The following is a 13,425-nucleotide window of genomic DNA, read 5'->3' as shown; positions in this document are numbered from 1 at the left end:
GGGGTGGGGGTTGTCAGTGGGTGGTGCGTTGGTGGTCAGTGGGTGCGGACAGGGTGCTGTTCATCGAGGGAGACACCTGATGGAGGTTCGAGCATGAACGGCACTGGAATGCGTGGCGAGGTGCGCGTCGACGGGCGGCGGCTGTCCTTTCTGGACTTCGGTGGGGCGGGACGGCCGCTGCTGGCTCTGCACGGGCATCTCTACGAGGGGCGGACGTGGGAGCAGCTGGCCGAGGCGCTGGCGCCGCAGTGGCGGGTCATCGCACCTGATCAGCGGGGGCACGGTGACTCTGACCGGGCCGCCTCCTACACGCGTGACGACTACGTCGATGATGCGGTCGCGCTGCTCGACCATCTGGGGATCGAGCAGGTTGTGACGCTCGGTCACTCCGGCGGCGGCATCACGGCCTTTCAGATCGCCGCCCGCCATCCCGGACGCGTGACGGGGATCGTCAATGTCGAGGGGCCGGTTTGCGACCTCGACGACGGGCCCAGCGCACTGTCGTTCGTGCTGTCGATGCCCTACAGCGCGTCCCGCAGGGAGGCGCTTCTGGACGCCATCGGCCCGCTGGCGCCGATGCTCGGTGACAAACTCCGGCCCACCGGGGACGGTGGCTGGCGCCTGCCGTTCCATCCGCAGGACACCATCGCCTCGGAGGAGGGAACGCGGGGCGACCACTGGGCCGACTGGATTGCCAGCGATTGCCCCGCTCTGTTCGTGATGGCCCGTAGCAGCCAGGTCATCACGGCCGAGGAGGGCCGTGAGATCGTCGGTCGGCGGGCTAACACTCGTCTTGCCGAGCTCGACGGCGACCACTTCGTCCACACCACGGACCCTGCGGGATTCGCGGCTGCCGTCAGAGGTTTTCTGGACGTTCTCGGCTGAAGGGGGAGGGGATCGGCAGGGTGCCCTGCCGATCCCCGTTCTGCGGTCGGCGGAACGGCTAGGGGGTGACAGTGCCGCCGATTTACGATGTGCGCATGGCCGAGACCGTCCGACCGCTCATGCCCGCCGACGAGACGCCGACCGAGAGCCGCCCGCCGGCGGAGCCGCTGTGGCGCGACGCGCTCGGCGGCCGGCTGAGGGAGCTGCGCCGTGAGCGCGGCGAGACGCTGGTGGAGACCGCGCGCCGTGCGGGGGTCTCGCCGCAGTACCTCTCCGAGATGGAGCGGGGTGTCAAGGAGCCGTCGAGCGAGATGATCGCCGCGGTCGCCGGCGCCCTGGACATGACGCTCGCCGACCTGACGCTCGCGGTCGCGACGAGCCTGCTGGCCGTGCCGGCCGGACGGGCTCCGGCCGGCCCGACGTGCCAGGCCGCCTACGCGCTCGCCGCGTAAGGCGTCATACCGCGGGGAGCGGCTGCCGCTCCTCGAGCACCAGGTCGATGAGGCCGTAGTCCAGCGCGCCCTGCGCGGTGAAGACGCGGTCGCGGTCGGTGTCGGTGCGCAGCGTCGCGGTGTCCTGGCCGGTGTGCCGCGCGAGGATGCGTTCGATGTCCGAGCGCACACGGACGACCTCGTCCGCCTGGAGGATGAGGTCGGGGATCGCTCCGCGGCTCTGCCCCATCGGCTGGTGCAGGACGACGCGGGTGTGCGGCAGCGCGGCGCGCTTGCCGGGGGCGCCCGCGGCCAGCAGCACCGCGCCGACGGCGACCGCCTGCCCCACGCATGTCGTCGCCACCTGCGCGCGGATGTAGCGCAGCGTGTCGTACACCGCCAGCATCGCGCTGGGGTCTCCGCCCTCGCAGTTGATGTACAGCTGGATGTCGCGTTCCGGGTTGTCGGCCTCCAGGTGCAGCAGCTGCGCGACGAGGGCGTTCGCGACTCCCGCGTCGATGGCGGTGCCGAGGTAGATGATCCGCTCCGTCAGCAGGTGCGAGTAGACGTCCATGATCCGTTCACCGCGCGGGTGCTGCGCGATGACGTTCGGGATCGTGTAGGTGCTCATCGGGCGGCTCCTTCGGGGCGGACGCGGAGTCCGACGGGGCGGTGGGTCGGCGGCGCGATCTCGTCGAAGGTGCTGACGATCGAGTCGATGAACCCGTATTCGAGCGCTTCCCGCGCCGTGTACCAGCGGTCGTGGAGGGAGTCCTCGAAGATCCGGTCGAGGGGCTGCCCGGTGTCCTCGGCGATGAGCCCGAGCACCGTGTCCCGGGTGTGGCGCAGGTCGCCCGCCTGCAGTTCGATGTCGACGGCGGCGCCGGCGATCCCGGCGGAGCCCTGGTGCATCAGCACGCGGGCGTGCGGCATGGCGCGGCGCTTGCCGCGGGTGCCGGACGACAGCAGGAACTGGCCGGCGCTGTAGGCGATGCCGAGCACCGTCGTGGACACGTCGCATGGGAGAAGCCGCATGACGTCGCGGATCGCGAGCATCGACGGCACCGACCCGCCGGGGGAGTGGATCCACAGCGCGATGTCGGCGGACGCGTCCTCCCGCGCCAGGGTGATCATCTGGGTGGCCAGCAGCGTGCCGTTGTCGTCGTCGAGCGGGCCGTCCAGCACGAGGACGCGCTGGTGGTAGAGCTCGTTCCGCACTCGTTCGTTGAACAACGGGATTTTCTGTTCCTCGCTCATGCCCTCACTCTGCGCCGCCGCCGGCACCGGTGATAGCCGCATCTGCCCACGGCGGATCTGCTCAGAGCAGCGTGGGCACTACAGGCGTCCGCCGGGCGGGGTCCAGTTGATGACGGGGTCGGCCTGGCTGAGGACGAGGTTCTGCCCCAGCCGGCCGGCGGCCCACATGCCCGCGTCGCGGAGGGCCACCGCCAGCGGGTTCCGCATCTGGGTGAGGCGGGAGATCTGCCGGGACCGCGTCATGATCGCCGCCGTGCGGTCTCGCCGGGCGGCGGTGTACCCGGCGAGCCCGGCGCCTTCCGTGACCTCGTATGCGAGCGTCACGCCGTCCTCGATCGCCTGGCAGGCGCCCTGGCCGAGGTTGGGCGTCATGGGATGGGCGGCATCCCCCAGCAGGACGATCCGGTCGCGGTGCAGGGCGGGGAGCGGGCGCGGCATGAAGAAGATGTCGTTGCGCAGGATGCGCGCGGGGTCGGCATGCTGCAGCAGCTCGGGGATCGGGTCGTGCCAGGCGCCGAAGAGGCGCAGCAGCTCACCCTTCTCGTCCGGCGCCGTCGTCCCGGCCGGGGCGGGCGCGGTGGCGTAGCAGTAGACCCGGCCGCCGGCGATCGGGTTGACCCCGAAGACCAGGCCGCGGCCCCACGTCTCGGAGAAGGAGCCGTTCCCCAGCGGGTCGGCGGCGAGCAGCCGCCAGGCCGTCAGGCCCGTGTACCGCGGCTCGGGGTGCGCGGGGAACAGCGCGGACCGCACGCCGGAGCCGATGCCGTCGGCGGCGACGACGAGGTCCGCGCTCTCCACGCCTTCGGAGGTGGTCACCGTCCCGTCGGGAGAGGCCGACTCGACGGTGACGCCGAGGCGGATCTCCGCCGGGTCGAGCAGCCCCTGCAGCAGGTCGACCAGGGTGGCGCGCAGCAGGACGACGGTCGGGTCGCCGAACCGCGCGGCGGCGGCCTCGGCGCTGGTGCGGCTCAGCCAGCCGCCGCCCGGCCGCCGGATCCCGCCGTCGCCGGCGAACGTCGCGAGCTCGCGGACCCGGTCCCCGATGCCGAGGGTGTCGAGGGCGCGCAGCGCGTTGGGCATCATCGCCAGGCCGGACCCGACCGGCTCCAGCGTCGGGGCCCGCTCCAGGACGCCGACCGTCCAGCCGCGGCCCTTGAGCGCCGCGGCGGCGGTCAGCCCGCCGATCCCGCCACCGATCACGATCGCCTTCACCGCACACCTCCACTACGTCTGTAGTCCAGACTACGGATGTAGTGATCACTCGGCAAGTAGGGTGTCCGACCATGGGAACGACGCGCGCCGAGCTGGTCGCCGAGACCGCCATCGCGCTGCTGGCCGAGCGCGGGATGCGCGGGCTGACCCACCGGGCCGTGGACGCCGCCGCCGGACTGCCCCCGGGCGCCGCCTCCAACGTCGCGCGCACCCGCGCGGCCCTGCTGGAACTGGCCCTGGCGCGGCTGAACGAACTCGAGGAGCGGCAGTTCGCCGCGCTCGGGATCGCGTCCGTCCCCGACCGGCCGGAACTCGCGACCGACCTGCTCGCGCGGCTGCTGCACGCGCAGCTCACCCAGGGGCGGCGGCGCACCCTCGCCCGCTACGAGCTGGCGCTGGAGGCCACCCGGCGCCCGGAACTGCGGTCGCTGTACGACGCGAGCGGCCGCCACTTCCGGGAGCCGGCCGTCGCGCTGATGGCGGCCCTGGGCTCCGCCGACCCGCAGGGCGACGGGCGCCGCCTCGTGGCCTACGCCGAGGGCGTCATGTTCTACGCGCTCGCCGGCGCCGGCGAGGATCCGACACTGGACGAACTGCGCCGCGACGTGGCCGCCTTCCTCGCCGGCCTCCTGCGCTGATCCGCGCCGGGTGCAACGGCCTCGCGCGGACACTTCGTCCCGACACGCGCCGGGCAGGCTCGCGTACTCGGATATGTTCGCGGCGGCAATAGATGATTTGTCATTTGCGCGGCGCTGATCAAGCACTCGCGTGGCGCCTCGGCGGCCGTCAGCGCCCGGCCGGACGGGCACCGCCGGGTCTGCCCAACCCGGAAATCGGGCGGCCGATCGAACGGAACTCTGTCGACGACCTACGGTCCCTTGGTGGTCCCGCCCTACCCGCGCTGTTTCACTGAAAGAAAAGGTGCGAGGAGAGGAGATGCCATGTCGGCCCCAGCCTTTCAGCCCCCGCTGATGAAATATCCGCCGATCACGAGCGGCACGACCGTCCAGATGTGGCAGCAGCAGATGAAGAACCGCGGCTGGAACATCGCCCCGGACGGCAAGTACGGCCAGGCCAGCCAGCGGATCTGCCGGAACTTCCAGCAGGAGCACCAGCTGAACGCCGACGGGATCGTCGGGCCGATCACCTGGCGGGCGGCCTGGGAGGCCCCGAGCACGCAGCCCCCGCCCGCGCCGGCCGACGTCCTGCGGGTCGGCTCCTACGGCGACGCCGTCGTCACCTGGGAGCGGCAGGCGGACGGCCGCGGGTGGCGGATCAAGAACATCGACGGCTCCTTCGACGAGGAGACCGCCGTCGCGTGCCGGGCCCTGCAGGCGGCCCTCGGCCTCCCCGTGACGGGGCAGGTCGACCGCGCGACCTGGGAGGCCGCCTGGCGCGAGCGGGTCGCGATCGCCGTCTGACGGCGGCCCGGATCCGGGAGTGCGGATGAGCCGAGTGATCGGCCGGGCGCCCGGCGCCTCGCGGTTCCGGGGATGGCGGCACGAGCGCGGTTCCTGGGTGCTCTGCGAAGAGGTGCGCGCGGGCGTCCACGAACTCGGCGCTCTCCTGGCCGCCCGCCGGGACCACGGAGAGATGTCCGCCCGCGACGCCCAACTGCTGCACGGCGCTGAGGAGGCCCTGAAGCGGGCGGAGAACGCCGTGGACGCCGTTGCCCACAGCAGGTTCTTGTCCGGAGCCCATATAACGACGGCCCAACTCCATCTGAATTCGGGGCGGTCCCTGTGGATGCGGACGCTCTCGCCGTTGGAGCTGCAGTCGTACCTGCCCGCCATGTACGCGACGGTCAAGCAGCACCTGCCGCCGACCGACGAGAACCGGGTGTTCGTGGAGCGAATCGCCCGGGAGACCTGCGACGCGCAGGAGGCCGACCGGTCCGTGCCGCTCACCGACGCGCAGCTGATCAGCCTCGTCGCGGCGGTGGACGCGGCCCGGCAGGCCGCGCTGCGCGAGAAGCTGCGCGCCGAGAGCTTCGTGTGGATCGTCCAGTGGATCACCGTGTTCCTGTGCGCGGTCGTCATCCTCATCGGGGTGCTGTCGGCGCTGTGGACGACGGCCGTCCCGCTGTGCTTCACCCCGTCGCCGAGCCCCGGCTCGCAGGGCGAGTTCGGCGTCGTCTGCCCGACGAACGCGGCGGCGTCCGTGCCCGCCGGGGACCTCACGGCGCGGACCCGCGACGTCGCCGGCTGGGGCGACTACATCGTCGTCGAGTTCGTCGGCCTCGTCGCGGCCGGGATCGCGGCGGCGTCGGCGCTGCGGAAGATCCGCGGCACGTCCACCGCGTTCGGCATCCCGGTCGCGCTGGCGATGCTCAAGCTGCCGACCGGGGCCATCACCGCGGTGCTCGGCCTGCTGCTGATGCGCGGCGCGTTCATCCCCGGGCTCAGCGCGCTGGACTCCTCGGCGCAGATCATCGCCTGGGCCGTCGTCCTCGGCTACTCGCAGGAGCTGTTCACCAAGTTCGTCGACCGGCAGGGGCAGGCCGTCCTCGACAGCGTCCGGGACCCGGCGCACAACACCGCGCTGCCCCCGGCACCGACTCCGCGAGGCCCGGCGGACCGGCCGCCGCCACCACCACCGCAGCAGTGAGGCTGGACGCTTCTGAAGCGTCCAGCCTCGACGACCGTCCCTTTCAGACTCCGTAATCGGCGAGCGGTCCTGCTCACTTCGCGATCAGGAGCCGGTCGCCGGTGCGGGACAGGACGGTGATGCCGAACGGCGCGCCGCCGCGTCCCTCCGGGAAGGTGACGGCGATGCGGTTCGCCCCCTGCCACGCCCAATGGCCCCGCACCGGACGCGGACGGTCGTCGGGCCCCGGGCGATGCTCGATGAACGTGCCGTCCGCGCCGAACTCGATCCGGCGCCGCGGCCGCCGCGCGGGACGGAACGGGTGGTCGGCGGGCCGGTACACCGCCGCCTCCCCGGTGTCCTCCTCGAAGGCGTGGATCCAGGTGCCGGTCACGTCCGGCGGCGGACCGTTCATGCGGTCCCCTCTCCCCGGCGGGTCACTTGCCGGTCTCGTGCCCGACGAGCCCCAGCATGTTCTGGATGTCGGCGAGGACCTCCTTGGTCAGCCGCTCGGAGTCGTGCAGGAGCCGCTCCACGTCGCCGTCCCCTGCCTGCGCCTGGGCGGGCGCCACCGCCGCGGCGGGCTGCTTCGCGGGCGCCGCCTGCCGCGCGACCAGGAAGGAGGCCCGCGCCCCCTCCAGGCAGGCGTTGATCCGCTCCCGCTGCCCCTGGGTGAACATGAACATGCTGTCGTCGTCGACGTAGTCCATGTAGTTCATGAACATGTCGCCGTTCGGCCCGTTGTTGCACGTCACGTGCGGGAAGGCCGGCTTGCCGACGTTGGAGTCCGCCTGGTTCGGCGTGTCGGCCACCCGGTCGTCGTTGCTGCACGCGCCGTCGTCGTCGCCCCAGATGTGGAAGAGGTCGAGCCAGTGGCCGATCTCGTGGGTGGCGGTGCGGCCCCCGTCGTACGGGGCGGTGGCGGTGCCGGTCGTCCCGAAGGCCGTGTGCAGGATGACCACGCCGTCGGTCGGCGGTGGTCCGCCGGGGAACTGCGCGTAGCCGAGCAGGCCGCCGCCCAGCTGGCACACCCACACGTTGAGGTACTGGTCGGTCGGCCACGGGTCGGAGCCGCCCGTCGCGGCCGCCTTCACCCCGTCGTCCACGTCGAAGGAGGTCCGGTCGGTCGCGGCCCGGATGATGCCGTCGGTGGGGTCGCCCAGCGGGTCCACGGTGGCGAGGGCGAACTCGACCTCGTTGTCGGCGATCAGCGTCCGCCACACCTCCGGCACCCGCGACACGTCGGGGTTGGCCGCCCTGAAGTCGCGGTTGAGGACGTCGATCTGCGAGTGGATCTGCGCGTCGTCGATGTTCTGCTCCGGCGTGTTGTGGACGACGTGGACGACGACCGGGAGGGTGACCACTCCGCGGCGCACCGAACTGCGCCGCCCGGTCTCGTACTGGAGTGCCCGGCTCTCGATCCGGGCGCGCTGCGCGCGGTAGGTCATGCTCTCGTTCAACAGCCGGCGGTGCACGTGCATGGCGCCGCACAGGTCGCGTCTCGGTGCCGGGAAGTTCTCGGTCATGGCGAAGTCCTTTCACGTCTCACCGGCCCCGCGTGGGGGCCTGGCCCTGCCGGTAGACCTACCTGCCCCCGCCGAGTCTTAAGTCGCGAAAACCCAAAAACCTCCAAAATTAGGCAACTATTGCAGTTTCAACCCTTTTATGAGGTAAGCGAAGTACATGCCGCTCGAAAACCCGGTTTCCGGGGTCGCGCTCCGGCAATGCACCGGCGCCGTCTTGAAGGGGTGGAGGGCGCCCGGTCGCGCTGAGCGTGATGCGGCGGGCGCTGCCCCACGGCTCGATGCGCCATCGGTGGATTGAGGCTAAAGAACCGTGCACGCAGGTGAAAGAAAAGACCCCGGTCGTGGCCACATCCTTTCGGAGGAAAGCAGAACGGAAAGGGGAAGGCATGAAAACCAGCCGTATGGCGGGGCTCGCCACGTCGGCCGTGGCAGCGTTCGTCCTGTCCACGGCCGGCGCGGCGCAGGCCGCGCCCGCCGGGACGACCGACGTGAACGGGCCGTCCGGCTGCAACTGGAACGTGTGCGTTTACACGGCGTACACCGGCCTGGGCTACCAGGTCTGGGCGGAGTTCGACCACACCAGGGTCAATGACGGGCACCTCGACGTCTGGGGGCCGGGCCTTTCGCGCCGGTCCTCGCCGAACGGCTACTGGCCCGCCGGCCACGACACGCAGCGCTGGTCCGCGCGGGGGACCGGGCAGGTGTGCGCCGAGGGCTGGTCCCGCGTCGCCGGGCAATGGCACTCGGTGGGCCTGCCCTGCGTGACCATCTGACCCGCGGCCGGCGCGCTCCGCGGCCGCGCGGAGCGGGCCTGAACGGGGGCGAGGGCCCCGGACGGTGTTGCCGCACGTCCGGGGCCTGCTCACGCATGCCATCACCGTGTATCGGCGGCGGCGGTTGCGGCGGCCTGGCCTCCCGGGTGATGCTGCTGATCGAACCCCGCGGCGCCAACAGCTTTGGTGGGTCATGGACGTGGTCAGTTTCGCCGCCGTTCCGGCGAAAGAGCGGTTCGCCTTCTGGCGCGAGATGAGCGCGAAGATGTGGATGCCGCTGGATGCGCACAGCGAGCCGCATCTGGAGGACACGTTCCAGGCGCATGTCGCCCTCGGCGGGCTCGGCTCCGTCCAGGCGACTTTGCTGACCGCGCGGTCGCTGACGATCCAGCGCACGCCCCGGCTCATCCGCCAGTCGGACCCGGAGACCTTCTTCATCACCTGCGCCGTGCGCGGTGACGCCACAGCGGAACAAGCCGGCCGCGACGCGGAACTGCGCACCGGTGACCTGATGCTCCGTGACAGCTCGCGTCCCTACATGACCACATTCGGATCGACGGACCCTGCGGGCGGCCAACTGCTCTCGTTGCAGTTCCCGCGCTCCGTGCTGCCCTTACCCGAACGGGGGCTGCGGGATCTCAGCGCAGTTCGGATCCGTGGCGATCGGGGCATCGGTGCGCTGGCCTCGCAGTACCTGCTGGAGCTGGCTCGGCGCCTCGAACAGTTCAGTGCGGCCGAGGCGTCGCGAGTGTCCACGCTGACTCTCGACGTCCTGACCGCCGCGTTGGCCGACGCCCTGGAGGCGGGCAGCGCGGTACCGCCGGGCAGCCGGCGGCGCGCGCTCCTCGCCCAGATCCACGCCTTCATCCGGACGAACCTGGGCGACGCGCACCTGACCCCGAGCGCGATCGCCGCCGCCCACCACATCTCGCTGAGCTACCTGCACCAGTTGTTCCGCGCCGAGGAGCGCACCGTCGCGGGCTGGATCCGCGAACGCCGCCTGGAACAGTGCCGGCGTGACCTAAGCGATCCGCTGCTCACCGCCACCCCGATCGGCGCCATCGCGGCCCGCTGGGGCTTCACCAGCTCGGCCCACTTCAGCCAGGCGTTCCGCGCCGCCTACGGCCTCTCACCCCGCCAGTTCCGCCGGACGGCGGCGACCAGCTCCTCGTAAGGCCAGCCACCCATAAGCCCAGGCCGTGCGCCGCGTCCGTCGGGAGTGCACGCTCACTAAAGAAGTGTGCACTGCGCCGTAACGACATGATCCTCCGCGTCCCGCACCCTCGATCGGAGAGAACCGGAGACGTTCCGAAAGGGCAGGAGGACGATGAAGTACGGGAAGAGATTGTCGGTGCTGGTCCTGAGCGTGGCCGCCATGCTCCCATTGAGCGCCACCGCGAACGCCGCACCCGCCGGATCCCCTTCGGGCGCCAGGGCGTGCTCGCCCGGAACCAGCTACATCAGCAACCAGGGCGACATCGGCCTCGGGGTGATGTTCGACTGGCGGGGCTACGGCAAGATCTACGCCGAGGGCTACTACGACAGGGTCCTGCCGGTCGGCCAGCGCACGGACTGCGCCGCCGGCTTCGGCTGGCCCTATGCCGACGGCTACTACGTCGCCTCCGGGTACTGCGCCGAGATCAGGACGACCGACTCCAGCGGCAGGTGGAAGTACTACAGCACCGTCCAGGCCGGCCAGTCGTGGCGCCCCGACCTCGGCCGCTCCTACGAACGGTGGGAGGTCAACCAGTTCCGCTGCTGACGGCGAGCGCGAGCGGAGGGGCTCCGGACTGGTCCGGGGCCTCTCCGGCCTGTGCTCGCACGATCGCTGACGGCTCGGTCAGAGCAACCCCGGGGCGGAGGAAGGCGTCACATGAGAAACCGGGGGAGGCGCTGTGAGCCGTCGGGGGACGTGGATGGAGGCGCTCGAACAGCGCCATCGGGCTCGTTTCCGAGTGAGCAGGCACAGACGCGGACCGATAGCGGTCCCCGGGGGGATGGCGACGTTCATCGCCGGAGCCGGGGTGTTCTGCGCAGTCACCAGCTCCCTCACGATCCAGGCGGAGTGGGGTGGGTCCGAGGCGTCCGCCGCCGTCGTCAGGACGTGGACCGACGCGAAGGGAACCGGCTACGCGGACGTGGACTTCCGGACCTCGTCAGGTCAGCGGGTGCGGACCTCCATCGAGGAGCGCGCCTGGGTGGAGATGCCGAAGGCCGGCGAGCGCGTCCGCGTGTGGTACCAGGGGGCCCGGCCGGCGGACAGCGCGGTGGACGCCAGGCGGCCGGGCCAGGGGCCGGGATGGCAGGTGCACGGGCTGATCTGGCTGGTCAACCTCGGAGTGTTCGGGACCTTCGCGTACCGGAGCAGGGCCAAGAAGGCCCGAGCCCGGGACCTGGTGGTCCGGCGGTCTCCCACCGACGCGCCTCCCCTCCAGCGCTGATCCGCGGACGCCCGCACCGGCCCCGGCGTTCGCGAGGGATACGCCGTCCTGAGCGAAACCTAGGCGGCGCCGCGATCCACCCGCCGGCCGGCGGCGCCTCCGCGATCCTCGCCGCCGCCGACCGCGTCCGCATCGGCCCGGCCGGGCCGCCGCGTCACGGGCGGTGACGGGCTCAGCCGTGGCGGACGGCCGTTCCGGGGCGCCAGCCGAGCTGCCGCGAGATGCCCAGGCCGCTCGCCAGCACGGACGGCAGCGCGGCCTGGTGCTTGACCGACCCCTTCCGCAGGACGACCGACAGCGCCGCGACGACCCGGCCGCGGCCGTCGACGATCCGGGTGGCCACCGAGTCGGCCTCCCCGGTCAGTTCGCCGTGGACGGTCGCCGTCCCGGTCCGGCGGCACGCGGCGATCTGCCTGCGCAGCTCCCCGGGGTCGGTGATCGTCCGCGAGGTGTACTTGCGCAGGCCGCCGTCCAGGACGCTCTCCACCAGGTCCGGGCCGCCGTGGCTCAACAGCACCTTGCCCACGCCGGAGCAATGCAGCGGGAGCCGTCCGCCGACCTGCGACATCAAGCCCAGGGCGCTCGGCGCGGACAGCCGTTCGATGACCACTGCCTGGCGTCCTTCGAGCACGGCCAACTGCACATGCTGCTGCAGAGCGCTGTGCAGGTCCTCCATGAACGGCTGCGCGAGGGTCCGCAAGGACTCCGTCAGCGGGGCCAGCGTCCCGAGCCGCCAGAGCCGCAGCCCGACCGTGAACCGCCCGTCCTCCCGGCGGTCGAGGGCGCCCGCCTTCACCAGTTCGAGGGCCATGCGGCGCGCGGTCGGGTGGGGGATGCCGGTCAGGCGCACCAGATCCGCCAGGCTCAGGTCGGGGTGGTCCGGCCCGAAGGCGAAGAGGACGTCCAGCAGGCGGGAGCCGACCGTCCTGCCCGGTTCACGGGTACGCGGCATGCGGGTACGCACCCCCCTCCGGTCTCGGGTGACCCGGCAGCCTAACAACCATGTTCATCAGATGAACACCCCGATGGCGCGAGAGGAGCAGGAGGGGATCATCGCGGTACCGGATTTGCCGAGGAGGGCGGGAGCGTGAGCAGATGATCGGCGCAGGAGCCGCAGGACCGCGGATCGCGATCGTCGGAGGCGGCATCGGCGGGCTGGCGGCCAGCGCGTTCCTGCGCCGCGAAGGGATCACGGCCACCGTCTACGAGCAGGCGTCGCAGCTCAGGGAGGTGGGCGCGGGGCTGGTAGCGGCCCCGAACATGGCCCGGCTGCTGCGCCGGCTCGGTGTGCTGGACGCCTTCGCCGCGCGTGCCGTCCGGCTCGACGTCGGCTGGGAGTTCCGCCGGTGGCGGGACGGCACCGTCCTGTCCGCCGAGGACCTGGCCTCGGCATGCGAGCGGCTGTACGGCGAGCACACCTACACCGCGCATCGCGCCGACCTGCTGGACGTCCTGCGATCGGCCGTCCCCGACGACGCCGTCCGCCTCGGCAAGCGGTGCGTCGAACTGACCATGCGGGCCCAGAGGCAGCCGGTGCTGCGCTTCGCCGACGGTGAGACCGTCGAGCCCGACGTCGTGATCGGCGCGGACGGGATCCACTCGATCGTCCGAGGTGTGATCACCGAAGCAGCGTCCGCGACCTACTCGGGCATCTGCGCCTTCCGCGCGCTCGTCCCGTCCGAGCGCGCCCCGGCCTTCGCGCGGCGCAACGCCCAGACCCTGTGGATCGGCCCCGACCACCACCTGGTGCACTACCCGGTCTCCGCCGGACGCTTCGTGAACCTCGTGGCGTTCGCCCCCGCGGGGGACGACGCCGTCGAGTCCTGGACCGCGACGGCGACGGTCGAGGAGTTCCTGCACGAGTTCGAAGGCTGGGACCCGAGGCTCACCGCGCTCATCCGCGCGGCCGGGACCCCCGGGCGCTGGGCCCTCCTCGACCGGCCGCCCCTGAGGCGCTGGACCGAGGGCGCCGTGACCCTCCTGGGCGACGCGGCCCACCCGATGTTCCCCTTCTTCGCGCAGGGCGCCGCCCAGGCCATCGAGGACGCCGCCGTCCTCGCCCGCTGCCTGGCCGACGACCCCGACGACCCGCCCCGGGCCCTGCGCCGCTACGAGCGATTGCGGATCCCCCGAACCACCCGTCTCCAAGAGGTCAGCCACGCCCGGTCCCTCGTGAACCACCTCCCGGACGGCCCGGAGCAACAGGCCCGAGACGACTCCTTCACCACCGCCGACCCCCTGGTGGCCAACGCCTGGATCTACAACTACGACCCGGAAAACGCCCTAGCGAGCACACCGGACACATGACGTCCGG

16 protein-coding genes are annotated in these 13,425 nt (G+C 71.9%); 10 read left to right on the top strand and 6 right to left on the bottom strand.

The annotated features are described in order from the left end of the window. Positions 1-93 precede the first annotated feature (93 nt). Positions 94-885: an alpha/beta fold hydrolase gene (locus tag ETD96_RS29755; RefSeq protein ID WP_205719513.1), complete on the top strand. Its 792-nt coding sequence runs from the start codon at positions 94-96 to the stop codon at positions 883-885. 95 nt (positions 886-980) lie between these two features. Further along, positions 981-1,337 (top strand): helix-turn-helix domain-containing protein, encoded by a 357-nt coding sequence (locus tag ETD96_RS29750; protein ID WP_138639810.1) that lies wholly within the window; start codon positions 981-983, stop codon positions 1,335-1,337. Positions 1,338-1,341: 4 nt separating this feature from the next. Here the strand turns inward: ETD96_RS29750 and ETD96_RS29745 are convergent, their stop codons facing one another. From ETD96_RS29745 to ETD96_RS29735, 3 genes are all read right to left on the bottom strand, one after another. Further along, positions 1,342-1,947, bottom strand: a complete 606-nt coding sequence (locus ETD96_RS29745; protein ID WP_138639809.1) for a ClpP family protease — start codon at positions 1,945-1,947, stop codon at positions 1,342-1,344. Then, positions 1,944-2,573: a ClpP family protease gene (locus tag ETD96_RS29740; RefSeq protein WP_138639808.1), complete on the bottom strand. Its 630-nt coding sequence runs from the start codon at positions 2,571-2,573 to the stop codon at positions 1,944-1,946. Before ETD96_RS29740 ends, ETD96_RS29745 begins: the two co-directional genes overlap by 4 nt. Before the next feature lie 78 nt (positions 2,574-2,651). After that, positions 2,652-3,785: an FAD-dependent monooxygenase gene (locus ETD96_RS29735; RefSeq protein WP_138639807.1), complete on the bottom strand. Its 1,134-nt coding sequence runs from the start codon at positions 3,783-3,785 to the stop codon at positions 2,652-2,654. A 71-nt stretch (positions 3,786-3,856) separates the two neighbouring features. On the opposite strand from ETD96_RS29735, the gene ETD96_RS29730 reads away from it, so the two are divergent. The 3 genes from ETD96_RS29730 (at position 3,857) to ETD96_RS29720 (ending at position 6,392) form a co-directional block, all read left to right on the top strand. Beyond that, entirely contained in the window at positions 3,857-4,423 is a 567-nt protein-coding gene (locus ETD96_RS29730) for a TetR/AcrR family transcriptional regulator (protein ID WP_138639806.1), read from the top strand. Between the two features lie 303 nt (positions 4,424-4,726). Beyond that, on the top strand, positions 4,727-5,206 hold the full coding sequence (locus tag ETD96_RS29725; protein WP_138639805.1) for a peptidoglycan-binding domain-containing protein: 480 nt from the start codon (positions 4,727-4,729) through the stop codon (positions 5,204-5,206). A 25-nt stretch (positions 5,207-5,231) separates the two neighbouring features. Next, positions 5,232-6,392, top strand: coding sequence for a hypothetical protein (locus tag ETD96_RS29720; RefSeq protein WP_138639804.1), 1,161 nt, complete (start codon positions 5,232-5,234; stop codon positions 6,390-6,392). 73 nt (positions 6,393-6,465) lie between these two features. Here the strand turns inward: ETD96_RS29720 and ETD96_RS29715 are convergent, their stop codons facing one another. Continuing rightward, positions 6,466-6,786 (bottom strand): hypothetical protein, encoded by a 321-nt coding sequence (locus tag ETD96_RS29715; protein ID WP_138639803.1) that lies wholly within the window; start codon positions 6,784-6,786, stop codon positions 6,466-6,468. 22 nt (positions 6,787-6,808) lie between these two features. Next, the gene (locus ETD96_RS29710) at positions 6,809-7,897 is read right to left on the bottom strand and encodes a zinc metalloprotease (RefSeq protein ID WP_138639802.1); all 1,089 of its coding nucleotides are present in this window, start codon (positions 7,895-7,897) and stop codon (positions 6,809-6,811) included. A 386-nt stretch (positions 7,898-8,283) separates the two neighbouring features. On the opposite strand from ETD96_RS29710, the gene ETD96_RS29705 reads away from it, so the two are divergent. The 4 genes from ETD96_RS29705 (at position 8,284) to ETD96_RS29690 (ending at position 11,111) form a co-directional block, all read left to right on the top strand. Then, positions 8,284-8,670: a hypothetical protein gene (locus ETD96_RS29705; protein WP_138639801.1), complete on the top strand. Its 387-nt coding sequence runs from the start codon at positions 8,284-8,286 to the stop codon at positions 8,668-8,670. A gap of 193 nt (positions 8,671-8,863) precedes the next feature. Further along, positions 8,864-9,844 (top strand): helix-turn-helix domain-containing protein, encoded by a 981-nt coding sequence (locus tag ETD96_RS29700; RefSeq protein WP_138639800.1) that lies wholly within the window; start codon positions 8,864-8,866, stop codon positions 9,842-9,844. A 153-nt stretch (positions 9,845-9,997) separates the two neighbouring features. Further along, the gene (locus tag ETD96_RS29695; RefSeq protein ID WP_138639799.1) at positions 9,998-10,432 is read left to right on the top strand and encodes a hypothetical protein; all 435 of its coding nucleotides are present in this window, start codon (positions 9,998-10,000) and stop codon (positions 10,430-10,432) included. A gap of 235 nt (positions 10,433-10,667) precedes the next feature. Next, positions 10,668-11,111, top strand: coding sequence for a DUF3592 domain-containing protein (locus ETD96_RS29690; RefSeq protein WP_171069294.1), 444 nt, complete (start codon positions 10,668-10,670; stop codon positions 11,109-11,111). Positions 11,112-11,283: 172 nt separating this feature from the next. On the opposite strand, the gene ETD96_RS29685 is transcribed toward ETD96_RS29690, so the two are convergent. Then, positions 11,284-12,063, bottom strand: coding sequence for an IclR family transcriptional regulator (locus ETD96_RS29685; protein WP_138639797.1), 780 nt, complete (start codon positions 12,061-12,063; stop codon positions 11,284-11,286). Positions 12,064-12,206: 143 nt separating this feature from the next. Here ETD96_RS29685 and ETD96_RS29680 point away from each other — a divergent pair, with 143 nt between their 5' ends. Continuing rightward, entirely contained in the window at positions 12,207-13,418 is a 1,212-nt protein-coding gene (locus ETD96_RS29680; protein ID WP_138639796.1) for an FAD-dependent monooxygenase, read from the top strand. Positions 13,419-13,425: the final 7 nt, after the last annotated feature.

Source organism: Actinomadura geliboluensis (assembly GCF_005889745.1).
GTDB lineage: Bacteria > Actinomycetota > Actinomycetes > Streptosporangiales > Streptosporangiaceae > Spirillospora > Spirillospora geliboluensis.
This window is presented reverse-complemented; position numbering and strand designations above follow the sequence as displayed.